This is a genomic window from Streptomyces sp. NPDC102451 (assembly GCF_044765485.1).
GTDB lineage: Bacteria > Actinomycetota > Actinomycetes > Streptomycetales > Streptomycetaceae > Streptomyces.
On the sequence record NZ_JBIWKD010000001.1, the window covers coordinates 683,089 to 706,808 of the forward strand.

18 protein-coding genes and 1 tRNA gene are annotated in these 23,720 nt (G+C 69.3%); 8 read left to right on the plus strand and 11 right to left on the minus strand.

Translation table 11 applies throughout. From position 1 onward, the window contains the following. Positions 1-52: 52 nt before the first annotated feature. A complete protein-coding gene (locus ACIRD8_RS03240) occupies positions 53-1,774 on the plus strand; it encodes a DEAD/DEAH box helicase (protein ID WP_403985410.1) in 1,722 nt (573 codons plus the stop codon). Positions 1,775-1,920: 146 nt separating this feature from the next. Here the strand turns inward: ACIRD8_RS03240 and ACIRD8_RS03245 are convergent, their stop codons facing one another. Together ACIRD8_RS03245 and ACIRD8_RS03250 are read right to left on the minus strand one after the other, a co-directional pair. Then, positions 1,921-2,991: an ankyrin repeat domain-containing protein gene (locus ACIRD8_RS03245; RefSeq protein ID WP_403985412.1), complete on the minus strand. Its 1,071-nt coding sequence runs from the start codon at positions 2,989-2,991 to the stop codon at positions 1,921-1,923. Positions 2,992-3,029: 38 nt separating this feature from the next. Then, positions 3,030-3,941, minus strand: a complete 912-nt coding sequence (locus tag ACIRD8_RS03250; RefSeq protein WP_403985414.1) for a hypothetical protein — start codon at positions 3,939-3,941, stop codon at positions 3,030-3,032. 257 nt (positions 3,942-4,198) lie between these two features. Between ACIRD8_RS03250 and ACIRD8_RS03255 the strand changes: the two genes are divergently transcribed. The 5 genes from ACIRD8_RS03255 (at position 4,199) to ACIRD8_RS03275 (ending at position 11,286) form a co-directional block, all read left to right on the plus strand. Next, complete coding sequence (locus ACIRD8_RS03255; RefSeq protein WP_403985416.1) at positions 4,199-4,975, plus strand: S1 family peptidase; 777 nt, start codon at positions 4,199-4,201, stop codon at positions 4,973-4,975. A 116-nt stretch (positions 4,976-5,091) separates the two neighbouring features. Beyond that, positions 5,092-5,415 (plus strand): chorismate mutase, encoded by a 324-nt coding sequence (locus tag ACIRD8_RS03260; protein WP_403985418.1) that lies wholly within the window; start codon positions 5,092-5,094, stop codon positions 5,413-5,415. A gap of 214 nt (positions 5,416-5,629) precedes the next feature. Beyond that, positions 5,630-8,221 carry an aminopeptidase N gene (gene pepN / locus ACIRD8_RS03265; RefSeq protein WP_403985420.1) on the plus strand — a complete coding sequence of 864 codons (2,592 nt, stop codon included), beginning with the start codon at positions 5,630-5,632 and terminating at the stop codon, positions 8,219-8,221. Between the two features lie 225 nt (positions 8,222-8,446). Then, on the plus strand, positions 8,447-9,856 hold the full coding sequence (locus ACIRD8_RS03270; RefSeq protein WP_403985422.1) for a pyridoxal phosphate-dependent decarboxylase family protein: 1,410 nt from the start codon (positions 8,447-8,449) through the stop codon (positions 9,854-9,856). Next, on the plus strand, positions 9,853-11,286 hold the full coding sequence (locus ACIRD8_RS03275; RefSeq protein WP_403985424.1) for a lysine N(6)-hydroxylase/L-ornithine N(5)-oxygenase family protein: 1,434 nt from the start codon (positions 9,853-9,855) through the stop codon (positions 11,284-11,286). Before ACIRD8_RS03270 ends, ACIRD8_RS03275 begins: the two co-directional genes overlap by 4 nt. A 191-nt stretch (positions 11,287-11,477) precedes the next feature. Here the strand turns inward: ACIRD8_RS03275 and ACIRD8_RS03280 are convergent, their stop codons facing one another. Continuing rightward, positions 11,478-13,292: a bifunctional metallophosphatase/5'-nucleotidase gene (locus tag ACIRD8_RS03280; RefSeq protein WP_403985426.1), complete on the minus strand. Its 1,815-nt coding sequence runs from the start codon at positions 13,290-13,292 to the stop codon at positions 11,478-11,480. 271 nt (positions 13,293-13,563) lie between these two features. Here ACIRD8_RS03280 and pyk point away from each other — a divergent pair, with 271 nt between their 5' ends. After that, on the plus strand, positions 13,564-14,997 hold the full coding sequence (pyk, locus tag ACIRD8_RS03285) for a pyruvate kinase (protein WP_403985428.1): 1,434 nt from the start codon (positions 13,564-13,566) through the stop codon (positions 14,995-14,997). A gap of 6 nt (positions 14,998-15,003) precedes the next feature. Here the strand turns inward: pyk and ACIRD8_RS03290 are convergent, their stop codons facing one another. Both ACIRD8_RS03290 and ACIRD8_RS03295 read right to left on the minus strand, forming a co-directional pair. Beyond that, positions 15,004-15,792 (minus strand): helix-turn-helix domain-containing protein, encoded by a 789-nt coding sequence (locus ACIRD8_RS03290; protein ID WP_403985430.1) that lies wholly within the window; start codon positions 15,790-15,792, stop codon positions 15,004-15,006. Between the two features lie 84 nt (positions 15,793-15,876). Then, positions 15,877-15,959, minus strand: a tRNA-Leu gene (locus ACIRD8_RS03295). A 95-nt stretch (positions 15,960-16,054) separates the two neighbouring features. Between ACIRD8_RS03295 and ACIRD8_RS03300 the strand changes: the two genes are divergently transcribed. Continuing rightward, positions 16,055-16,711, plus strand: a complete 657-nt coding sequence (locus ACIRD8_RS03300) for an ANTAR domain-containing response regulator (RefSeq protein WP_104789892.1) — start codon at positions 16,055-16,057, stop codon at positions 16,709-16,711. Between the two features lie 78 nt (positions 16,712-16,789). Here ACIRD8_RS03300 and ACIRD8_RS03305 read toward each other — a convergent pair whose 3' ends face one another. The 6 genes from ACIRD8_RS03305 to ACIRD8_RS03330 all read right to left on the minus strand — a co-directional run bounded on the left by ACIRD8_RS03305 (position 16,790) and on the right by ACIRD8_RS03330 (position 23,691). Continuing rightward, entirely contained in the window at positions 16,790-17,506 is a 717-nt protein-coding gene (locus tag ACIRD8_RS03305; protein WP_403985432.1) for an ABC transporter ATP-binding protein, read from the minus strand. Beyond that, entirely contained in the window at positions 17,503-18,402 is a 900-nt protein-coding gene (locus ACIRD8_RS03310; RefSeq protein ID WP_403985434.1) for an ABC transporter ATP-binding protein, read from the minus strand. Before ACIRD8_RS03310 ends, ACIRD8_RS03305 begins: the two co-directional genes overlap by 4 nt. 5 nt (positions 18,403-18,407) lie before the next feature. Beyond that, a complete protein-coding gene (locus tag ACIRD8_RS03315; protein WP_403985436.1) occupies positions 18,408-20,198 on the minus strand; it encodes a branched-chain amino acid ABC transporter permease in 1,791 nt (596 codons plus the stop codon). A gap of 5 nt (positions 20,199-20,203) precedes the next feature. Continuing rightward, positions 20,204-21,133, minus strand: coding sequence for a branched-chain amino acid ABC transporter permease (locus ACIRD8_RS03320; protein ID WP_362941926.1), 930 nt, complete (start codon positions 21,131-21,133; stop codon positions 20,204-20,206). 269 nt (positions 21,134-21,402) lie between these two features. Beyond that, complete coding sequence (locus tag ACIRD8_RS03325) at positions 21,403-22,611, minus strand: branched-chain amino acid ABC transporter substrate-binding protein (protein WP_403985643.1); 1,209 nt, start codon at positions 22,609-22,611, stop codon at positions 21,403-21,405. Positions 22,612-23,220: 609 nt separating this feature from the next. After that, on the minus strand, positions 23,221-23,691 hold the full coding sequence (locus ACIRD8_RS03330; protein WP_403985438.1) for a PaaI family thioesterase: 471 nt from the start codon (positions 23,689-23,691) through the stop codon (positions 23,221-23,223). Positions 23,692-23,720 lie beyond the last annotated feature (29 nt).

Consider the following 23,720-nt stretch of genomic DNA (forward strand, 5'->3'; position numbering starts at 1 on the left):
GTCCACAGCAGTCGGCAGTAACCCCAGGAATCCCCCAGGAGGGCAATTCCGTATGACCCGCTCCGAACGCCAGGACCGTCCGACCCGCAACCGCCCGATAAGGGGCCGCGGCACCGACCGGCCGCAGGCGAACACCCGAGGATCCGGCAAGGCACCGGCCCGCCGCAAGGCCGCACCCGCCCAGGGCGGCGAGTTCGCCCTGCCGGAGACCCTGACCCCCGCGCTGCCCGCCGTCGACGCGTTCGCCGAGCTGGACATGCCCGCCGCGCTGCTGAAGACCCTCGCCGCACAGGGCGTCACCGACCCCTTCCCCATCCAGGGCGCCACCCTGCCGAACTCGCTGGCCGGCCGGGACATCCTCGGCCGTGGCCGCACCGGCTCCGGCAAGACCCTGGCCTTCGGCCTGGCGCTGCTCGCCCGCACCGCGGGACGACGCTCCGAGCCGCACGCCCCGCTGGCCCTCGTGCTCGTCCCCACCCGTGAGCTCGCCCAGCAGGTCACCGACGCGCTGACCCCGTACGCGACCTCCGTGAACCTGCGCGTCGCCACCGTCGTCGGCGGCATGTCGATCAGCAGGCAGTCCGGCGCGCTGCGCCGGGGCGCCGAGGTGCTCGTCGCCACGCCGGGCCGGCTGAAGGACCTCATCGAGCGCGGCGACTGCCGGCTGGACCAGGTCTCGATCACCGTCCTCGACGAGGCCGACCAGATGGCCGACATGGGCTTCATGCCGCAGGTCGTCGCCCTGCTCAAGCAGGTCGAGGCGGACGGGCAGCGGATGCTGTTCTCCGCGACCCTCGACAAGAACATCGACCGCCTCGTCAAGATGTTCCTCACCGACCCGGTCGTGCACTCCGTCGACCCGTCCGCGGGTGCGGTCACCACGATGGAGCACCACGTGCTCCACGTCCTGGACGAGACGGACAAGAAGGCCGTCGCCACGAGGATCGCCGCCCGCGAGGGCCGGGTGATCATGTTCGTCGACACCAAGCGTGCCGCCGACCGTTTCGCCAAGCGGCTCCTCGCCAGCGGGGTCAGGGCCGCGGCCCTGCACGGCGGCCGGTCCCAGCCGCAGCGCAACCGGACGCTCGACCAGTTCAAGAACGGCCAGGTCACCGCGCTCGTCGCAACGAACGTGGCGGCCCGGGGCATCCACATCGACGACCTCGACCTGGTCGTCAACGTGGACCCGCCGACCGACCACAAGGACTACCTCCACCGCGGCGGGCGCACCGCGCGCGCCGGGGAGTCCGGCAGCGTCGTCACCCTCGTGCTTCCCGAGGAGAAGCGCGAGATGACCCGGCTGATGCAGGACGCGGGCATCGCGCCGCGCACCACCCGGATCAAGTCCGGCGACGAGGAGCTCAGCAAGATCACGGGGGCCCGCGAGCCGTCCGGGATCGCGATCGTCATCGAGGTGCCGCAGCCGACGCAGCCCAAGCCGCGTACGCGCGGCTCCGGTTCCGGTTCCGGCGCGGGTTCGGCGGCGGGCGGGTCCTTCCGCTCGGGCAGCCGTGGCCGTGGCCGGCGCGGCGGAACGGGCGCGGGCTCGGGAGCCGCCCAGGGCGGCGCCGGTGGCGCGGCCCGCGGTGGTGCGGGCGGCGGCGGCGGTGCGCGTGGCGGCGCCGGCGGCGGTGCGGCTCGCGGTGGTGCGGGCGGCGGTGCGGCCCGCGGTGGTGCGGGCGGCGCGAGCGGATCCGGCCGTGGCGCCGGGGCCGGCCGGGCCGGTGGCACGGGACGCGGCAGCGCTCCCGGCCGTGGCCGCCGGGCAGCGTAACGACGAGGGCGTGGCGACCGGGTCGTAGCGACGGGGGCGTTGCGACAGGGAGGCGTTGCGACAAGGGCGGTGACCGGCACAGCCGGTCACCGCCCCTCTCCGGTTCGCCCCAGGGCCGGCCCGGCCCGCGCCCGGCTCGCCCCGGCTCAGCTCCCCGGCCGGACCTCGTACTCGTCGAGCGCCCCGGCCGCGGCGTCGGAGAGCTCCGGGCCGGCGGTCCGGGTCAGCTCCCGCAGCAGCGGAACCGCGCGGGCGGCGAACGGCCTGCCGCCCGTGCCGAATCCGAGCCGCGCCAGCACATCCACGCCGAACCTCCGCCGCAGCGGGTCCTCGCCCGCCGTCCACGCGGCCGCCGCCTGGAACGTCTCCTCGTCGCCGCGCAGCCACAGCGCCCCGACCGCCACCCGCCAGTTGTCCAGCCCGGGATCCCCGTCCCGCAGCGCGCGGACGGCCAGTTCCTCGAACGGGGCCCGCAGCCCCAGCTCTCCCTCCAGGAGCGTCGCGACCGCACCGTGCCCCGTCTGCAGGTCCTGGGACGCGAACAGCTCCCCGTCCCGCAGCAGTTCGACCGTGACGGTCACCCCGCCGTCCACCGGTGCGCGCCGCACCACACTCTCGTGGCCCTCGTCGCCGTACATACGCCGCAGTGCGTCACGCAGCTCCTGCTCCACATCGAGGGTGAGCATGCGCCTGGCCTCGTCCAGTGCGGGGGACAGGTCCCGGGCGCCGTGCCTCAGCAGGGCCCGCACCGTGTGCACCGAACCCCGCCGGGCCGCCACCACCAGCGGGACCTCACCCTGTGGGCCGGGCAGGTCAGGGCCGGCGCCGTGCGCCAGCAGGGTCTCCGCGACCCGCGCATGACCGAGACCCGCCGCCCAGCGCAGCGCGGTGAACCCGAAGTCCTCGCTCAGATCCGGGTCGGCCCCGGCGGACAGCAGCGCCGCGACGACCTCGGCGTGACCACCGCACGCCGCCCCGCACAGCGGCAGATCGCCCGCCTCCGGGCCGCTCGCCCGGTTCGGGTCCGCGCCCGCGGCCAGGAGCAGCCGGACCGCGCCTGGCAGATCCTGCACGGCCGCCAGATACAGCGCGGTCGTCCCCTCCCCGTCGCTGGACTCGGCGGACGCGCCCGCGCGGAGGGCCCGTACGACGGCGTCCTCATCGTCGTACAACGCCTCGAAGAGGCTGCTCGCACCCCCAACCGGACCATTCGTCATACACCGACCCTACGACCACCCCGGTCCTGGCCGGTTTCTCAGGTGTCGCACTCCAGGACCGTGCGGCACAGGCCGCAGCGGGCCCGGGTCCGGCCCCTGACCGGGACCCGGACGCGCTGGTGGCAGGTGGGGCAGGCGAAGGAGACCCGCAGCCCGTCCGCTCCGCCCTCGAAGGAGTACGGGACGGACGGGTCGGAGGCGCCGCCCGGGTGGTCCCCGGCGTCACGGCGGTCCTTGGCGTAACGCCGTCTGCCCGCCCACCCCGCGGCCGTCAGCGGCGGCCGGTGCAGATCGCGCAGCGCCTCCGCGCGCCCCTTGGTGTACGCCGTGTACGCCTGGGGACTGGTGAACCACACCGAGGGGTCCTCGCCGAACACCAGCGCACGCTTGGCGAGTACGTACCCGAACTCCTCGGGCGTGAGATAACCGAGCTTCTGGCTGGAGACCGCGTCCTGACGGAACGCGTCCAGCAGCAGCCAGCCCGCGCCGAGGTAGGCCGTCACCGTGTCCGTGAGGATCTCGTTGTCGCGGGTGCCGGGGAGCTCCAGGCCCAGGCGGTGCAGCAGCACATGGGTGATCTCGTGCGCCAGCGCGGCGCCGATGTCCCTGCGGTGCGTACGGAACCGGTCGTTGAGCTCGATGAAGTACTCCGGCCCGGCGGTGAGTTCGACGCTCGCGGCGTGTTCCATCCGCCGGAAGCCGACAACGATGCGGGCCTGCGGCAGCCGCAGGTGCTGCACCAGCGCGCCGGCCACCCGCTGCGCCCCGAGATACAGGTCGTCCATGTCGGAGAAGGCGGCGTCGGCCGGGGCGAGGCTCGTGGCGTAGGCGTGCACACCGTCGGGGGAGACCCGCCGGTAGAGCGCGGTGATCGCGGACCGGACGGCGTCGAGGTGCGGGAACCCGTGGACGACCGGACCGCCGCCGCTGCCGTTACTGCCGTCGCTCACGACCGAACCCCCATCAATGGCGCTCAACGGACCTTCACTCTAGGCCGGTCCGCCGGATTCCGGCCGGGGGACCACAGATGATCTTGGCCGAAACCCCTGCCTTGTGACAGCGGTGATCGCTTCCCGATAATCGGATCGTTCTTGTCGCGGGCATGGCGAGAAATGCGTGGTCCGTGCCCCTGACCAGGACACGCACGCCCGCACGCCTGCACACAGCACCCCCCACCATCACCCCCCACACGAAAGCGGGCACTCCCGTGAAGCAGCTCCTGCGCACCCTCAAGAGATGTTCCGTCATAGCCGCGGTGGCCCTCGCCACCCTCAGCCTCCAGCCGTCGAACGCCTCCGCCGCCCCCGCACCCGTCGTCGGCGGAACCCGCGCCGCCCAGGGCGAGTTCCCCTTCATGGTCCGGCTCTCCATGGGCTGCGGCGGCGCCCTCTACAGTTCGACCGTCGTGCTCACTGCCGCCCACTGCGTCGACGGGTCCGGCAACAACACCTCCATCACCGCCACCGCCGGAACCGTCGACCTCCAGTCGTCCTCCGCCGTCAAGGTCCGCTCCACCAAGGTCCTCCAGGCACCCGGCTACAACGGCGTCGGCAAGGACTGGGCACTGATCAAGCTCGCCCAGCCCATCAACCAGCCCACGCTGAAGATCGCCACCACCACCGCCTACGACTCCGGCACCTTCACCATCGCCGGCTGGGGTGCCGCGACCGAGGGCGGCGGCCAGCAGCGCTACCTCCTCAAGGCCACCGTCCCCTTCGTCTCCGACGCCACCTGCCAGCAGGCCTACGGCAGCGACCTCGTGCCCAGCCAGGAGATCTGCGCCGGATACGTCAGCACCGGCGGCACGGACACCTGCCAGGGTGACTCCGGCGGCCCCATGTTCCGTAAGGACAACGCCGGAGCCTGGATCCAGGTCGGCATCGTCAGCTGGGGCGAGGGCTGCGCACGGGCCGGCTACCCCGGCGTCTACACGCAGGTCTCGACGTTCGCCGCCGACATCGCCTCGGCCGCGGCGACCCTCTGACCCCTCTCCTCCCGCGACACCCCACCCGGGGGCGCCCGTCCTGACGGGCGCCCCCGGGCCCGGCTCGTCCCCCGCCGTCGACCGCCCCGCCACCGGTGCGTCTAAGCTCGCTGACCATGACCACGAGCAACACCGACGAGTACGTCACCGCCGAACTGAACCGGCTGCGCGAGAGCATCGACAACATCGATGCCGCAGTCGTCCACATGCTCGCCGAGCGCTTCAAGGCCACCCAGCAGGTCGGCCACCTCAAGGCCGCACACCACCTGCCGCCCGCCGACCCCGCCCGCGAGGCCCGCCAGATCGCCCGGCTGCGTCAACTCGCCGAGAGCGCACGGCTGGACCCCGCCTTCGCCGAGAAGCTGCTGAACTTCATCGTGGCCGAGGTCATCCGCCACCATGAGCGCATCGCCGAGGAATCCGCGGGCCCCGACGCCTGACTTCACGCCGGCCGGCCCCGAGGCCCGACCCCACCGCCGGCCGGCCGCGACGCCTGACCCCACGCCGGCCGGCCCCGAGGCCCGACCCCGCCGCCGGCCGGCCTCGTCACCCGACCCACGGCCGGCCGGCCGCGCATGCGCCCCGCGCCGCCCGCCGTCAGCCCTGCGAGAACCTCACTGCACAGCCCCGGACCCGTACGGCAGCATGGGCGCCATGTCCGTACTGACGCGCAACGAAGCGCAGACCCGCGCCCAGCTCCTCGACGTACACCGGTACACGGTCGACCTCGACCTCACCACGGGCGAGGAGACCTTCGACTCCCGGACCGCCATCCGGTTCACCGCCCACGCGGCCGGAGACACCTTCGTCGAGATCAAGCCGGAGACCCTGCGCTCACTCAGCCTCGACGGACAGGCCCTCGACCCCGGGCGCCTCGACGAGAACCGCTACCCCCTGGACGGCCTCACCGCCGGCCCCCACGAACTCACCGTCGACGCCACCATGCGCTACTCCCGCACCGGCGAAGGCATGCACCGCTTCACCGACCCCGCCGACGGCGAGACCTACGTCTACACCCAGCTCTTCATGGAAGACGTCCAGCGCGTCTTCGCCGCCTTCGACCAGCCCGACCTCAAATCGGTGTTCGACCTCACCGTCACCGCACCCACCGGCTGGACCGTCCTCGGCAACGGCACCGCCACCCAGGCCACCGAAGGCCGCTGGACCATCGCCCCCACCCCGCCCATCTCCACCTACCTCGTCGCCGTCGCCGCGGGCCCCTGGCACTCCGTCACCACCCACCACGCAGGCCTCCCCTTCGGCATCCACTGCCGCCGCTCCCTCGCCCCCCACCTCGACACCGACGCCGAGGAGATCCTGGGCATCACCCGCGCCTGCTTCGACCGCTACCACGAGAAGTTCGACGAGCCCTACCCCTTCGACTCCTACGACCAGGCCTTCGTCCCCGAATTCAACGCCGGCGCCATGGAGAACCCCGGACTCGTCACCTTCCGCGACGAGTTCGTCTACCGCTCCGCCGTCACCGACACCGAACGCCAGACCCGCGCCATGGTCATCGCCCACGAGATGGCCCACATGTGGTTCGGCGACCTCGTCACCCTCACCTGGTGGGACGACATCTGGCTCAACGAGTCCTTCGCCGAATACATGGGCTACCAGACCCTCACCGAAGCCACCCTTCCCCGAGCTCTCAACTCCGCTCGAGCAGGGGAGACCCCCTTCCCCGACACCTGGGTCGAATTCGGCGTCTCCCGCAAGGGCTGGGGCTACGACGCCGACCAGCGCCCCACCACCCACCCCGTCGCCCCCGACCCCCACGCCGTCCCCGACACCGCCTCCGCCCTCCTCAACTTCGACGGCATCTCCTACGCCAAGGGCGCCTCCGCACTCCGCCAGCTCGTCGCCTGGCTCGGCGAGAAGGACTTCCTCGCCGGCATCAACACCCACTTCGCCCGCCATAAATTCGCCAACGCCACCCTTGCCGACTTCATCGACAACCTCGCCACCGCCACCGACCGCGACGTCCACGCCTGGGCCAATTCCTGGCTCCGCACCACCGGCGTCGACACCCTCACCGCCCACGTCGAGAACACCGGCAACAGCTGGGACCTCACCGTCGACCACGCCGGCAGCCGCCCCCACCGCATCACCGTCGGCACCTACGACCACAGCCTCGACACCCAGACCGGCACCGAGCAGCTCACCCTCCGCAACCGCTTCGCACTCGACATCCCCCAGAACGGCACCCCCACCACCCAGCCCGGCACCCGCCCCGACCTCGTCGTCCTCAACGACAACGACCTCACCTACGCCAAGATCCGCCTCGACCCCGACTCCTGGAACACCGCCCTCACCCACCTCTCCGGCATCCCCGACGCCCTCACCCGAGCCGTCATCTGGAACACCGCCCGCGACATGGTCCGCGACGGCACACTCCACCCCACCGTCCACCTCACCGCGGCCCGCACCCACCTCCCCTACGAAACCGACCTCGCCCTCGTCCACGGCGTACTCGGCTTCGCCGCCACCCAGATCGCCGACCGCTACCTCGCACCCGAGGACCGGCCCACCGCCCTCGCCACCCTCACCTCCCTCTGCCGCGACCTTCTCCGCCGCACCGAAGGACTCACCGCCAAGGACTGGGAACAAGGCCCCGGCGCCACCACACCCGGCAGCCCCGATCCTGGCCTCCGCCTCACCGCCGTACGCCACTTCATCGACGCCGCCACCCAGCCCGACACCATCCAGGACTGGCTCCACGAAGGCACCGTCCCCGGCGGACCCGAACTCGACCCCGAACTCCGCTGGCGCATCCTCACCCGCCTCGCCGTCCTCGGCGCCACCGACGAGAGCGCGATCGCCCGCGAACTCGACAAGGACCCCAGCGCCACCGGACAGGAAGGCGCCGCCCGCTGCCGCGCCGCCCTCCCCACCCCCGAAGCCAAAACAGCCGCCTGGCAGGCCATGTTCAGCGACGACACCCTGTCCAACTACCTCTTCACCGCCACCGCCCAAGGCTTCTGGCAGCCCGAACAGAGCACACTCCTCCACCCCTACGTCGCCCGCTACTACCCCGACGCCATCGCACTCGCCGCCCGCCGCGGCCCCGCCATCGCCGAAGCCGCCGGACGCCACGCCTTCCCCACCCACGCCGTCGACCCCGACAGCATCCAGCTCGGCGACAAGGCCCTCAAGAACCCGGCACTCACCCCGGCCCTGCGCCGCAAACTCACCGACCAGCTCGACGACCTGCGCCGCGCCCTCGCCGTACGCGACGCCCACTGACCCGGTCACACCACCGGACGCCGCCGTGCCCGGCCCCTCACCCGAGGAGCCGGGCACAGCCATACGAACAACGAACGCTTATACCAGTCCCGCAGGCCCCAACACCCCCACACCGAACCGCAGTACCCCTTTCGGGTCGAGATCGTTGGGCTCTTCGGCCGCACCCTCCGCAATCCGCACAAGCTGACACCACCGCCCCCGCGCACCCGAAGGACCACACCACCCATGCCCACCCCGCCCCTCGCCGGAGGCACCGCAGGCCCCGCCCACCTGCGCCCCCTCCTCGACACCGTCCTTGCCGCACTCCACGACGGCGCCACCCGCCGCAACGGCCCCCTCCCCGCCGGCGGCCCCCACACCGTCACCGAAAAACTCCACGCCGCGACCGGCACCCTCATCCCCGAACACGGCACCGGCGCCCACCACGCCCTCCGCACCCTCGTCACCGCACTCACCGAAGGCGCCGCCGACCCCGCACACCCCCACTGCGCCGCCCACCTCCACACCCCGCCCCTCGCCCTTGCCGCAGCAGCCGACCTCGCCGCCTCAGCCCTCAACCCCTCCATGGACTCCTGGGACCAGGCCCCCGCAGCCTCCGCCCTCGAAACCGCCCTCACCACCGCACTAGCCGCCGAGATCTACCCCCACACCCCCGACCCCGACGCCCTCGTCACCACCGGCGGCACCGAAGCCAACCAACTCGCCCTCCTCCTCGCCCGCGAACGCCACGGCCCCGTACAGACCATCTGCGCCGCCAACGCCCACCACAGCATCACCCGCGCCGCCTGGCTCCTCGGCCTTCCCCGACCCGTCGTCATCCCCGCCCCCACCGGCGTCATGGACACCGACGCCCTCCGCGACGCCCTCACCCGACACGACGGCCCCCTCCTCGTCACCGCCACCGCAGGCACCACCGACACCGGCCAGATCGACCCCCTCACCGACATCGCCGACCTCACCACCACCTATGGCGCCGACCTTCACATCGACGCGGCGTACGGCGGCCCCCTCCTCTTCAGCCCCACCCACCGCCACGCCCTGCGCAGCCTCCACCGCGCCCACAGCGTCACCCTCGACCTGCACAAACTCGGCTGGCAACCCGCATCAGCCGGCATCCTCGCCGTCCCCCACCAGCACGACCTCACCCCCCTCCACCACCACGCCCCCTACCTCAACGCCGACGACGACACCGAAGCAGGCCTCCCCGACCTCCTCGGCCGCTCCCTCCGCACCACCCGCCGCCCCGACGCCCTCAAGATCGCCGTCACCCTCCAAGCACTCGGCCGCGACGGACTCGCCGACCTCATCGACCGCACCATCACCACCGCCCACCACCTCGCCGACCTCATCGAAGAGAACCCCGCACTCGAGCTCAACGACCGCCCCACCATCAGCACCGTCCTCTTCCGCCCCACCCACAGCGACGACACCACCGTCGCCACCATCCGCCGCACCCTCCTCGACCAAGGACACGCCGTACTCGGCCGCGCCCGCACCGACGACGGCCTCTGGCTCAAAGCCACCCTCCTCAACCCCCACACCACCCCCGACGACCTCCGCCACCTCCTCACCCACGTCAACCGGGCCCACACCGCCCACGCCCACGCCACCACGGAAGGCAGCACCCCCCGATGACCGACCGGACCACCCCCGACGGCGACCGGACCCACGACCTCATCGGCATCGGCCTCGGCCCCTTCAACCTCTCCCTCGCCGCCCTCGCCCACGGCATCCCCACCACCCCCGGCACCACCCCCCTCACCACCGCCTTCTACGAACAACGCCCCGCCTTCCACTGGCACCCCGGCCTCCTCATCGACGGCGCCACCCTCCAAGTCCCCTTCCTCGCCGACCTCACCACCCTCGCCGACCCCACCAGCCCCTGGACCTTCCTCAACTACCTCCGCACACGCGACCGCCTCTACCCCTTCTACTTCGCCGAGCAATTCCACATCCACCGCGCCGAATACGACGCCTACTGCCGCTGGGTCAGCGAACAACTCCCCACCACCCACTTCAACCACCAGGTCGACGCCATCCGCTGGAACACCGACCACGCCCACTTCGAAGTCGACTACACCCACCTCGACCCCGACGGCGAAGCCCACGCACCCGGCCGCGCCCACACCCGCCACATCGCCCTCGGCGTCGGCACCGCCCCCTACATCCCCGAACCTCTCCGCCCCCTCGCGGAAACCCCCGGTCTCCCCGTCATCCACTCCGCCGACTACCTCAACCACCGCGAAGAACTCCTCCGCGCCGACCACATCACCGTCATCGGCTCCGGCCAGTCAGGCGCCGAAATCTTCCTCGACCTCCTCCGCGCCCGCCCCCAAGGCATCGAGAAGATCCACTGGCTCGCCCGCACCCAGGCCTTCGCCCCCATGGAGTACTCAAAACTCGGCCTCGAACACTTCACCCCCGACTACACCCACTACTTCCACGCACTCCCCGAACACGTACGCGACACCCTCGTCCCCCAGCAATGGCAGCTCCACAAAGGCATCGACACCGACACCATCGCCGCCATCCACGACGAGCTCTACCGCCGCACCCTCCACGGAGGCTGGCCCGACGCCACCCTCACCCCCGGCGTCAGCGTCCGGACCGCAGGCCGCCTCTCCGGCAGCGGCACCCGCATCGAACTCCACCTCGAACACACCCAGCAAGCCACCCGAAGCCGCCTCACCACCGACGCCGTCGTCCTCGCCACCGGCTACCGCGAACGCCCCCTCGACACCCTCCTCACCGGCATCGCCCCCCACATCCGCCGCGACACCCAAGGACGCCCCCGCATCCACACCGACTTCCGCCTCGACCTCGACCCCGCCCTCACCGGCAACATCTACGTACAGAACGCCGAACGCCACACCCACGGAGTCGGCGCCCCCGACCTCGGCCTCGCCGCCTGGCGCAGCGCCACCATCCTCAACAACCTCACCGGCACCAACCCCTACCCCCTCCCACAACGCACCGCCTTCACCACCTTCGGCCTCACCCCCCACCCGGACCCCGCCGTCCCCGGCCAGGGCCACCCCCGCACCCCCCTCGGACGGACCCGCTGACCTGACCGCCCGGAGCCGAACTCGCCCACCCCGCTGCCACGAGGGACCCAGGAGCAACGGGACGAGCGAACTGCCGGACAACGTGCTGGACGACCCGGCACGGCTCCTGACCGCCACCCGCACGAAAGCAGGCCGCCCTCCCGAAGACGCAGGGAGGACGGCCACCACACACCACCAGCTCGGAACCCCGGTCAGAACACCGGCACACCATCCCGCGTCAGACGCCAGTCCACCGACGCGAACTCCGCCGGATCCACCGACCCCTTCGCCTGCACCCACCCGATGATCGTGTTCCGGATCTCGTCCGAATTCGCCCACAACTGCTTCGCACCCGGCACATGCGGGAAGTTACCCCCACCACTCGCCCGATAATTGTTCACCGCGAACACGAACTGCGCCGCCGGATCCACCGGCGCCCCCTCGAACGACAACCCCACGATCCGCGAACCCGCAGGCTTCGCGATATCGATGTCGTACGACACACCCGACACCACGTCATAGTTGTAATCCGGAATACTCTCCGCATTCGTCAACTTCGACGTGTCCACCGGAGCCCCCGCCGCCGTCTGCACGTAATACCGCGCCGAGTACTCCAGATACTCCTTCAGTTGCGCCCCCGTCAGCAGCCGGGCCTCCAGCGTGTTCTCGAACGGATACAACCCCGCCGCATCCTTGATCGTCACCTCACCCGCAGGGATCGACGCCGTACGCGAGAAGCACGCCGCCTGCGACAGCACCGGCAGCTCCGCGTACTCACCACCCGCCAGCGCCTCCTTCACGGTCTCCGCCTGCACCAGGTTGATCAGATCGATGACCGGCTCGTCCTTCCACGGCGCCTCCGCCGTCGACATCGCCGCCACCGACGTACCGATCACCTGATTCACATACGCCACCACCTTCGTGTGCTCATCCCCGAGCAACGACGTGATCCGCGGATCCTCCGCCACCGTGTTCGAGTTCAGCACCGAAGCGCCGACCTTCTCGACCACCCAACGGCCCTTCTCCCACACCAGATCGAAATCGAACAGCGTCAGCCGCTGCCCCCACTTCAACGGCTCCGAGAGAACGACCTTCTTCCCCGTCTTCTTGTTCGTCACGAAATACTCGGGAATCTCCGAGTGCGCGTGACCCACCAGAATCGCATCGATCCCCGGCACCTGCTCCGCCACCAGACCCGCCGCGTTCTCGATGTACGGCAACTGATCCCCGTACGACGACGTACCCGACGAACCCGAATGCGCCGACACGATCACCACATCCGCACCCATCGAACGAAGCTTCGGCACCCACTTCGCCGCCTGCTCCTCAAGACCGGGGAACACCATCTTCCCGCCCACATTCGCCTTGTCCCAGATCGCGATACCAGGATTCGTCAACCCCAGCACCGCCACCCGCACATCACGGCCGTGCGGCGTACGCACCCGCTTGATCACATACGGAGCGAACGCCGGCCGCAACGTCTTCGCATCCAGCGCATTCGCACCCAGCAGCGGAAAATCACACTGCTCCTCGAACTTCCGCAGCACCGGAATGCCGTAGTTGAACTCATGATTCCCGAGTGCAGCCGCGTCATAGCCGATCTTGTTCATCGCCTGCGCCATCGGATGCACCGGACCACGCTTCGCCGTGATCGGATCGATCTTCGCGTAGTAGTACGACAACTGCGTGCCCTGGATCGTGTCACCCGCGTCGATCAACAACGTGTTCCGACGGCCCCGGTCCTCACGGATCTGGTCCACCAGTGTCGAGATCTTCGCCAGCCCGACGTCGTTGTGCGCCGAGTCGTCGAACTCCTTGTCCGTGAAGTAGTCCCAGTTGAAGACGTTGCCGTGCAGGTCCGTCGTCCCCATCACCGTGAACGAGTACCGCTTCTGCGGACGCCCGTGACCGTGCCCCTTCGCCTCCGAGGCCGCCGCAGGCCCCGCACCGACGACCCCTCCGCCCAGCGCCACACCCGCACCGGCGACAGCCGAACGGCCCAGAAACGTCCTACGGTTCAACGGCATCCTTGACTCCTCGTTCGAGCGAACAACGCGCGTAGATTCTGGCTCAGTCACCCCCACCCGCAACACCCCCAACAGGTTTCGATCTGGTGACCAGCGGTTCCGCCCCCACCGCCGCCGGCCCACCGGCCGACCCGCCGCGACGCCCGCGCGAACGCTCATCGGAGCACCCCGCCGCACAATTCAACACTTGTCAATAAGCTTTCACCGAAAGGCTGTTGGACAGTCATGCAGAGACAATTACCTACCCGCAGGTAAGGTCTAGGCTCGAACCATGCGCCGAGCAAAAATCGTTTGTACCCTGGGACCCGCAACCGACACATACGAGCAGATCAAGGCACTCGTCGAAGCGGGAATGGACATCGCCCGCCTCAACCTCAGCCACGGCTCGTACACCGAACACGAACAGCGCTACCGCCACGTACGCAAAGCATCCGAAGAAACCGGCCGCAGCGTAGGAATCCTCGCTGACCTTCAAGGCCCGAAGATCCGCCTCGGCCGCTTCGCCGAAGGCCCCGTACTCCTTGAACGCGGCGACGACTTCACCATCACCGTCGAACCCATGGAAGGCGACCGCACCACCTGCGGAACCACCTACGACGGCCTCGCCTCCGACGTCACCGCCGGCGAGCGCATCCTCATCGACGACGGCCGCGTCACCCTCGAAGTCACCGAGGTCGACGGACCCCGCGTCCACACCACCGTCATCGAAGGCGGCATGGTCTCCGACCACAAGGGACTCAACCTCCCCGGCGTCGCCGTCTCCGTCCCCGCACTCTCCGAAAAGGACATCGACGACCTCCGCTGGGCCCTCCGCACCGGCGCCGACGTCATCGCCCTCTCCTTCGTCCGCACCGGACGCGACATCGACGACGTCCACCGCATCATGGACGAGGAGGACCGCCGCCTCCCCGTCATCGCCAAGGTCGAGAAGCCCCAGGCCGTCGACAACATCGACGACATCGTCGCCGCCTTCGACGGAATCATGGTCGCCCGCGGCGACCTCGGCGTCGAAATGCCCCTGGAACAGGTCCCGATCGTCCAGAAGCGCGCCATCAAGCTGGCCAAGCGCAACGCCAAGCCGGTCATCGTCGCCACCCAGATGCTCGACTCGATGATCGACAACTCCCGCCCCACCCGCGCCGAAGCCTCCGACGTCGCCAACGCCGTCATCGACGGAACCGACGCCGTGATGCTCTCCGGCGAGACCAGCGTCGGCAAGTACCCCGTCGAGACCGTCCGCACCATGGCCCGCATCGTCGAGGCGGCCGAGGAGGACATCCTCGCCAAGGGCCTCCCGCCCCTCACCGACCGCAACAAGCCCCGCACCCAGGGCGGCGCGGTCGCCCGCGCGGCAGCCGAGATGGGGGACTTCCTCGGCGCCAAGTTCCTGGTGGCCTTCACCCAGAGCGGCGACACGGTCAAGCGCCTCTCCCGCTACCGCTCCCCGATCCCGCTCCTCGCCTTCACCCCGGACACGGCCACCCGCGCCCAGCTGAACCTGACATGGGGCGTCGAGACGTTCCTCGGGCCGCACGTGGAGTCGACGGACGCGATGGTGGCGCAGGTGGATGAGGAGCTGCTGCGGATCGGGCGCTGCCAGAAGGGCGACATCGTGGTCATCACGGCCGGGTCCCCGCCGGGGGTCGCGGGCTCGACGAACCTGGTACGGGTGCACCACATCGGCGAGGACGACAGCCCGGAGTGACGGTCGTCAGTACTTCGGCCCGACGTGAGCGTCCATGAGGGCGACGGACGCCCGTCGGGCTACGGAGATGTTGAACGGGTCGCTGCCGCGAGCGAGGGTGGTCCACTCGACGCCTACGGCGGTGAGTGTGTCGGTGAAAAGCTTCCGGATATCGTCCGACTTGTTGGCGAACAGGTACCGGGGGTACTCGTAACGCTTGCGCTCGCCACCGACGAGGCGTGTGGTCCAGTTGGTGATCCTGCAGCCGTCGGAGTGGATGAGGCCCCGGACGAACTCCCAGGGACTCGTGTCAACGATCCTTTGTTGCCACGACTCCAGCGTGATCGTGCGCTCGTGCTTTTTCCCCGGCCCGTGCTGAGGGAACAGGCAGAGGAGGTGCTTCGCATAGACCTTGATGTTGTGGCAGCCGGGTTTCCGAACTCTGCACGTGGCGTTGTCCGGGAAGACTCGGCGCATCGCTGCCTCGGCCTCATCCTGAATGCCAGGCCAGGAGTCATCAAGCGTGATCATGAGATTCGGCACTCGATGCTGTGAGTACTGGCTCACGTGGCCATCACCCAGGTAAAGCCCCAGAAGATAGGCGTACGCGGTCTCGTCGAGATCGATGCCATCGCACCGATGGCACGCGGTGTTGTGCGCACCCGGACACTCGCCCCGCTTGGAGCGGTCCATGTGGAGCCAGTACGACACGGTGCCGCGAGGAACCTTCAGCTGACGCGACACTTCGGCGGTGCTCGTTCCGGACCTGAGAAGGTCGAGTGCTTTTTGCCGGACTTCTACCCCGTGAAAGATCACACCATCACTCTGAGTGCTGATGTGCGGCAATGTGTAGCAGAAAGCGGATGTTCACGGGAACGTGGACATCCGCTTCTGGGTATGTGCCGGGTGCGGGATTCGAACCCGCACGTCCTTTCGGACAGATGTGTTTGAGACATCAGCGTCTGCCATTCCGCCAACCCGGCTGGCCAACCCGCGCTGAGTCTACCGGGTCACTGTCGCTTGCCGCAGCTAGGTAGGCTCGGGGTGCAGCAGTCCTGCCCTGGAACAAGGAGCCCCCGTGACCACCCCCGAGTCGCCCCAGCCCGTAGACGCCGTCGACGACGACAAGTCGCACGTCCCGCCGCTGACGACTCGCGTCGTCATCGCCGAGGACGAGGCGCTCATCCGCCTCGACCTCAAAGAGATGCTGGAGGAAGAGGGCTACTCGGTCGTCGGCGAGGCCGGGGACGGGCAGCAGGCCGTCGAGCTGGCGCGGGAGCACCGGCCGGACCTCGTGATCCTCGATGTGAAGATGCCGGTCCTCGACGGGATCTCCGCCGCCGAGAAGATCACGGAGGAGTCCATCGCCCCCGTGCTGATGCTCACCGCCTTCTCGCAGCGGGACCTGGTCGAGCGAGCCCGGGACGCCGGTGCGATGGCGTATCTGGTGAAGCCGTTCAGCAAGAGCGACGTGGTTCCGGCCATCGAGATGGCCGTGTCCCGGTTCGCGGAGCTGAAGGCGCTGGAGAGCGAGATCGCGGACCTCTCGCAGCGGCTGGAGACCCGGAAGCTGGTGGACCGGGCGAAGAGCATCCTGCAGACGGATTACGGGCTCTCCGAGCCGGCGGCGTTCCGCTGGATCCAGAAGACGTCGATGGACCGGCGTATGTCGATGCAGCAGCTCGCCGAGGCGCTGATCGAGGATGCCGAGGAGAAGAAGAAGGCTGCCGAGTAGTCCCGTACGCGCGTACGGAGAAGGGCCCGCCCCCGGAGCGTTCCGGAGGCGGGCCCTTCCCGTGTGCGGGGCGGGTGCTCAGTCCTCGCCGAGGTAGGCCTTGCGGACCGACTCGTCGTGGAGGAGGTCGGCGCCGGTGCCGGAGAGGACGACCTTGCCGACCTCCATGACGTGGCCCTGGTCCGCGAGGGAGAGGGCGGCCTGGGCGTTCTGCTCGACGAGCAGGATGGTGGTGCCGGACGCCTTGAGCTCGACGATGGTTTCCATGATCTTCTGCATCATGATCGGGGAGAGGCCCATGGAGGGCTCGTCGAGCATGAGCAGCTTGGGCTGGGACATGAGTGCGCGTCCCATGGCGAGCATCTGCTGTTCGCCTCCGGAGAGGGTTCCGGCGGCCTGCTTCCGGCGTTCCCCGAGGATGGGGAAGAGGTCGTAGGCGCGCTGGATGTCCTTCTCGATGCCTGCCTTGTCGTTGCGGAGGTAGGCGCCGAGGAGGAGGTTCTCGGCGATCGTCAGCCGGGGGAAGATGTGGCGTCCCTCGGGGGAGTGGGCGATGCCCAGGGAGACGATCTTGTGTGCCGGGATGTTGGTGAGCGGCTTTCCTTCGAAGAGGATGCGGCCGCCGGAGGGCTTGAGGAGCCCGGAGAGGGTGCGCAGGGTGGTGGTCTTGCCCGCGCCGTTGGTGCCGATGAGGGTGACGACCTGGCCGGCTTCGACGGTGAAGGAGATGCCCTTGACGGCTTCGATCTTGCCGTAGGCGACGCGGAGGTCCTCGACCTCGAGCAGTGCGGTCATCGGGTGTCCTCCTCCTCGGTGGTGGCGGTGGTGGTGTCGGCCTTGGCTGCGCCTGCCGCCGTGGCTTCGGCGGCTTCGACCTCGGCTGCTTCTTCGGCGCCGGGGGCGCCTTCGAAGGGGGTGCCGAGGTAGGCAGCGACGACGCGTTCGTCGCCCTGGACGACGGGGGCGGTGCCCTCGACGAGTTTTTCGCCCTGGACGAGGACGGCGACGCGGTCGCAGAGGTTGAAGATGAACCGCATGTCGTGCTCGATGACGAGGATGGCGATGCCCTGGTCCCGGATGGCGAAGATGAGCTCTTCGGTGACGCGGGTTTCCTGGGGGTTCATGCCGGCGGTGGGCTCGTCCAGGAGGAGGAGGCCGGGGTCGCTGGCGAGGGCGCGGGCGATCTCCAGCTTGCGCTGGTCTCCGTAGGGGAGGTTGCGCGCGAGGTGGTCGGCCTTGTCGGCGAGGCCGATGAACTCGAGGAGTTCCATGCAGCGTTCGCGGCTGGCGTTCTCCGCCTTCTTGTAGCCGGGGAGGCGCAGGAGGGCGGACCAGAGGCCTTCCTTGGTCCTGGTGTGGCGTCCGACGAGGACGTTCTCCAGGACGGTCATGTTGGCGAAGAGGCGGATGTTCTGGAAGGTGCGGGCGATGCCTGCCTGGGTGACGAGGTGGGGCTTGGGCGGCAGGACGGTGCCCTTGTAGCTGACCTTGCCCTCGGTGGGGACGTAGAGGCCGGTGAGGCAGTTGAAGAAGGTGGTCTTGCCGGCGCCGTTGGGTCCGATGAGGCCGACGATCTCGCCTGCGTTGACGGTGAGGTCGACGCCGCGTACGGCGGTGAGGCCGCCGAAGCGCATGGTGACGCCGCTGGCGTCGAGGACGGTGGTGCCGGTGGGTGCGTCTGTCTTGGTCATGGTGGTCACGCCCCCGCCTTCGTGGTGCCGGCGGCTGTGTCGGTGAGTGGTGTGTCCGGTGGTACGTCGAGTTGGCCGGTCTCGTGGAATTCGAGCTGCTTGCGGCGGTCGGCGACGAGCCCTTCGGGGCGGAAGCGCATCAGGAGGATGAGTGCGAGTCCGAAGAGGAAGAGCTGGTAGTCCTGCATGAACTGCAGTTTGGCCGGGATGAGGTAGAGCAGTGCGGCGCCGACGAGGGGTCCGCTGAGGGTTCCCATGCCGCCGAGGACGACGGCGGCGAGGAGGAACACGGAGTTCGGGGGTACGGATCCGGCGAACTGGTACTGCTCGGGGGTGACCGTGTAGGAGACGTGTGCCTGCACGGTTCCGGCGAGGCCGGCGAGGGTGGCGCCGAGGGCGAAGGCGAGCAGTTTGAGCCGGAAGGCGTTGATGCCCATGGCGGTGGCTGCGGTTTCGTCCTCGCGGATGGCGACCCAGGCGCGGCCGATGCGGGATTCTCCGGAGCGACGGAAGACGAGGACGACGACGGCGGTGAAGAGGAGCATCAGCAGGTAGTAGTTGGCGGACCTGCCGAGGGTGAAGCCGCCGACGTCGTGGCTGAGTCCGAAGTCGAAGCCGAGGAGCTTGAGGTCGGGGATGCTGGGGATGCCCTGGGAGCCGTTGGTGAGGTCCGGGCCGCTGACGCCGTTGAGGGCGTTGACGGTGAGGCGGAAGATCTCTCCGAATCCGAGGGTGACGATGGCGAGGTAGTCGCCGCGGAGGCGGAGTGTCGGGGCGCCGATGACGACGCCGAAGACGAGTGAGACCGCGGCTCCGGTGAGGACGGCGGCCCAGAAGGGGAACTGGACGCCGACGGGGGAGAGGGGGCTGCCGGAGACGAGTGCCGCGGCGTAGGCGCCGACGCCGAGGAAGGCGACGTAGCCGAGGTCGAGGAGGCCGGCGAGGCCGACGACGACGTTGAGGCCGAGTGCGACGGTCGCGAAGATGAGGATGTTGGCGCCGATGAGGGCGTATTCCTCGTTCTGCTGGGTGAAGGGGAAGCAGAAGGCTGCGACGAGTGCGGCGCACAGGGTGACGTTGCGGTGCTTGGAGGTCAGCGCGGTGACGCGGGCGATGAGTCCGGCCCGGGTGAGTGCGGTGAATCCGAAGGCGACGGCGATGACGTAGCCGATGAAGAGTTCGGCGTATTCGGTGTCGATGCCGTAGGTGAAGACCTCGAGGGCGACGCCGAAGGCTCCGGCGATGATGAGGATTTCGGCCCAGGCGGGGAGTGCTTTGGCTCGTGCGGGTGCCGGGGCGCGGAGGCTGCCGAGGAATCGGCTGAGGGCGCCGGTGGCGGTGTCGTCGAGGGGCTGGTCGTTGGGGAGGCCGAGGGCGGCGACGGTGGCGATGAGAGCGCCGGCGAGGCTGACCCAGGCTCCGGGTTCGAGTTCGATCAGACCCAGGAGGTTGCCGTTGTCGTCCTTGGTGACGATGACGGCGATGACGGTGTAGGCGGTGGTGATGAGGGTGCCGAGGGCGAGGAGCCGGGTGGGGCTGTTGGTGCCGCCGGGGGTGAGCCAGCGCAGGCCCTTGATGCCGTATCCGGAGAGGGCGAACAGGAGGGTGAGTGCTGCGCTGATGAGGGTGAGGACCTGGAGTCCGCCGGGGTATCCGGTGACGGTGAGGTCGCCGGGGAAGGTGTCGGTGTAGGTCCAGGCGAGGAAGGTGCCGATGAGGGCGAGTGCGGCGCCGGTGGTGGTGGCGGCGCGGGCTGCCTTGGTGGGCAGGGGGAGCAGGGCGGTGTTGGTGGTCATGGGTATCACGCCCTGTCCGCGACGCGTTCGCCCAGCAGGCCTTGCGGGCGTATGAGGAGGACGAGGATGAGGAGCACGAACGCCCATACGTCCTTCCAGGCGCCGCCTCCGAAGAGTTCCATGCCGGGTACGTCGCTCATGTAGCCGGTGGCGAGTGCTTCGGCGACGCCGAGGACGACTCCGCCGAGCATGGCGCCGTAGATGTTGCCGATGCCGCCGAGGACGGCGGCGGTGAAGGCTTTGAGGCCCATGATGAAGCCCATGCGGAAGCCGATCTGGCCGTTCTTGAGCCCGTAGGCGACGGCGGCAACGGCGGCGAACGCGGCACCGATGGCGAAGGCCATGACGATGATGCGGTCGGTGTTGATGCCCATGAGCTTGGCGGTGTCGGGGTCCTGGGAGGTCGCCTGCATGCCGCGGCCGGCGCGTGTCTTGGAGACGAAGAGGCCGAGGGCGAGCATGCAGATGGGTGCGGCGATGAGGACGAAGAGGTCGCCGCGCTGGATGTGGGCGCCGAAGATGTCGATCGCTTCGCCCTTGAACTGGGGGAAGGAGCGGTCCTTGGTGGCGTCGGGGTACCACATCCATACGGCCTGCTGGAGTGCGAGGGAGAGGCCGATGGCGGTGATGAGGGGGGCGAGGCGTGGTGCCGTGCGCAGTGGCCGGTAGGCGAAGCGTTCGGCGGCGACGCTGACGGCGACGGAGCAGATGACTCCGCCGGCGATCATGAGGGGTATCGCAGCGAGCAGGGAGAGTCCGGACGGAAGCCCGAGGTAGACCGTGAGGGCTCCGAAGCCCCCGATCATGAAGATCTCGCCGTGTGCGAAGTTGATGAGCTGGATGATTCCGTAGACCATCGTGTAACCGATCGCGATGAGACCGTACATCGCGCCGAGGATGAGTCCATTGGCCAGCTGTTGCGGCAGTTCGTGCACCGCAGGGCCTCCGTGGAGTGGTTCGGATATGGCACCGCGCGGGAGCGCTCGTAGCGCTCCCGCGCGGTCTTGTGTGCGTGCGCTGTGGCCGTGGGGTCCTTGGTGGACCTAGGGCCTCTCGTTTGGATCAGGCTGGGCTCGCGTGCCCTGGTGCCGCACCTCGCGGCGTTGTCGTCGATCGCCATGGCTCCGCCATGACTCCCTCCTCCGCCTTGCGATGCACGGCACCAGACCCCGCTCCCTTATCCAGCCTGATCCAAACGAAAGACCTACTCGACGGCCTCGCTGAGCTTGGAGGCCCACTTGCCGCTGGTGACCTGGTAGGCGGTCATCATGGTGTTGGTGGTGTCGCCGTACTCGTCGAAGGAGACGGGGCCGGTGACGCCCTCGAACTTGACCTGGCTCATGGCGTCGAGGACCTTGGCGCGGGCGTCCTCGGGGAGCTTGCCGTCGTTGTCGGCGACGACGGCCTTGACGGCCTCGATGACGGACCAGGTGGCGTCGTAGGTGCCGCCGCCGTAGGCCTCGTAGGCGTCCTTGTATCCGGCCGTCTTGTAGTCGGCGATGAACTTCTTGGCGGAGTCGAGTTCCTCGACGGGCTTGCCGACGGAGGTCGCGATGTCGCCTTCGGCCTTCTTGTTGAGGCTGATGAAGTCGGCGCTGTACATGCCGTCGCCGCCCATGAGGGGGATCTGGACGCTGTCCTTGAGCTGCTGGCTCAGGGGGGCGCCGGCGGGGTACTCACCGCCGTAGTAGACGGCCTTGGCGCCGGAGCGCTTGACCTTGGTGACGACGGAGTTGAAGTCGCGGTCGTCGGGGTTGATGTGGTCGGTTCCGACGATCTTGCCGCCGAGCTCGGTGAAGGTCGTCTTGAAGGAGGCGGCGAGGCCCGCGCCGTAGGGCTTCTGGTCGTCGATGAGGTAGACGTCCTTGACCTTGGCGTTGTCGAAGAGGTACTTCGCGGCGAAGGCGCCCTGGATGGCGTCCGTGGTGGCGGTGCGGAAGTAGGTCTTGAAGGGGCGCTTCTTGTCGCCGGTCTTCCAGTTGTTGCCCTGGGTCAGCTCGGTGCCGGTGTTGGCGGGGGAGACCTGGGTGAGGTTGGCGTCGTTGAGCGGCTTCTGCATCGACTGCGAGACGCCGGAGTTCAGGGGGCCGACGACGCCGAGGAGGTCCTTGTTGCCGATGAACTTCTGGGCGTTCTGCTGGCCGACGGAGGGCTGGGCCTGGTCGTCGAGTGCCTGGAGTTCGAACTTGATGCCGGGGACCGTCTTGTCGGCGTTGGCGGTCTTGACGGCGAGGTCGGCGGAGTTCTTGATGCCGAGGCCGAGGGCGGAGAGGTCGCCGGTCAGGGGTGCGTCGACACCGATGACGACGGTCTGGGTGTCGCCGCCGCCGCTGCTCTTCGTGTCGTCGTCGCGCGATCCGCAGGCGGTGAGCGTGAGTGCGCCTGTGGTGAGCACTGTGGTGAGTATGAGCAAAGAACGGTGTCGCACGAAAGGTCCTTTCCCTGGCGCGGCCTCCTCTGCTGAGGTGCCGTGACGATCGCCGGGCCGTACTGGTCGTTACAGGGCCGTGCAGCAGACACGCCCGGCGGCGCGGTGACTGGCCGTGACTCTAAGGGCAGGTGAGGGGGTGCGGGACAGGTCCGGTGATGATGTGACTGTCTTGTTATGCCGTGGGGAAGGCTTGTTGGCCGCAGTGTGGAGGTGTACGGCTTTTGCCCGGGCGGCGGAGTGACCGCATGGTGAGAACCCGCAGCTCTGCTAAGGGGCTTGGGGTGATCTTGGTGCTGTCGCCCGAATCGGGGCGCATGGGGCACGGCGGGAGGCCGGCGGGGGGTGCGGGGCCGGGGTGCGCGACGTTTTTCGTGTATTGCACACATGTTACGCAGTGTTACATCTGTGAGATGTGTTTGAGGCCCCGCGAGGGGGTGTGGCTGTTGAAGTGGGTCATGGAACGGGCGCGGGGGTCAAGGGCGTTGACCCTGCGTGTTCGTCAACTCTCCGTAAATGCTTCGGATATGGGTCTGCCCGGTCCGGAATGCGGTGCGCTTTCCGGGCCGGGCAGTGGGTGTTGGGGCGGGGCGGTCAGCCTGCGGCGGGGCCGGGGGCGTCGCGGAGGAGGCAGGTGAGGCGGGCGGTGCAGACCCGCTTGTCGTGCTCGTCGGTGATGACGATCTCGTACGTGGCGGTGGAGCGGCCGCGGTGGACGGGGGTGGCGACGCCGGTGACGAGGCCGTTGCGGACGCCGCGGTGGTGGGTGCAGTTCAGGTCGACGCCGACGGCGAGCTTGGTGGCGCCGCCGTGGAGCATGGAGCCGATGGAGCCGAGGGTCTCGGCGAGGACGGCAGAGGCGCCGCCGTGGAGCAGCCCGTAGGGCTGGGTGTTGCCTTCGACGGGCATGGTGCCCACGACGCGGTCGGCGGAGGCCTCGACGATCGTGACGCCCATGCGCTCGCCGAGGTGGCCGGCGGAGAAGAGTGCGGGGAGGTCGACGCCGAGTGCCGCGTACTCGTCGATGATCTCCTGGGGGAACGTGGGTGCGGTGTGCTCGCCCATGGGGTCCGGCTCCGATCGTGTGCGTTCGT

Bases quoted from the DNA above. Each gene is read 5' to 3' on its own strand.
- ACIRD8_RS03275 (WP_403985424.1), top strand. From the start codon at position 9,853: ATGACCGACCGGACCACCCCCGACGGCGACCGGACCCACGACCTCATC.
- ACIRD8_RS03280 (WP_403985426.1), bottom strand. From the start codon at position 13,292: ATGCCGTTGAACCGTAGGACGTTTCTGGGCCGTTCGGCTGTCGCCGGT.
- ACIRD8_RS03305 (WP_403985432.1), bottom strand. From the start codon at position 17,506: ATGACCGCACTGCTCGAGGTCGAGGACCTCCGCGTCGCCTACGGCAAG.
- ACIRD8_RS03240 (WP_403985410.1), top strand. From the start codon at position 53: ATGACCCGCTCCGAACGCCAGGACCGTCCGACCCGCAACCGCCCGATA.
- pepN (WP_403985420.1), top strand. From the start codon at position 5,630: ATGTCCGTACTGACGCGCAACGAAGCGCAGACCCGCGCCCAGCTCCTC.
- ACIRD8_RS03310 (WP_403985434.1), bottom strand. From the start codon at position 18,402: ATGACCAAGACAGACGCACCCACCGGCACCACCGTCCTCGACGCCAGC.
- ACIRD8_RS03260 (WP_403985418.1), top strand. From the start codon at position 5,092: ATGACCACGAGCAACACCGACGAGTACGTCACCGCCGAACTGAACCGG.
- ACIRD8_RS03245 (WP_403985412.1), bottom strand. From the start codon at position 2,991: ATGACGAATGGTCCGGTTGGGGGTGCGAGCAGCCTCTTCGAGGCGTTG.
- ACIRD8_RS03270 (WP_403985422.1), top strand. From the start codon at position 8,447: ATGCCCACCCCGCCCCTCGCCGGAGGCACCGCAGGCCCCGCCCACCTG.
- pyk (WP_403985428.1), top strand. From the start codon at position 13,564: ATGCGCCGAGCAAAAATCGTTTGTACCCTGGGACCCGCAACCGACACA.
- ACIRD8_RS03330 (WP_403985438.1), bottom strand. From the start codon at position 23,691: ATGGGCGAGCACACCGCACCCACGTTCCCCCAGGAGATCATCGACGAG.
- ACIRD8_RS03315 (WP_403985436.1), bottom strand. From the start codon at position 20,198: ATGACCACCAACACCGCCCTGCTCCCCCTGCCCACCAAGGCAGCCCGC.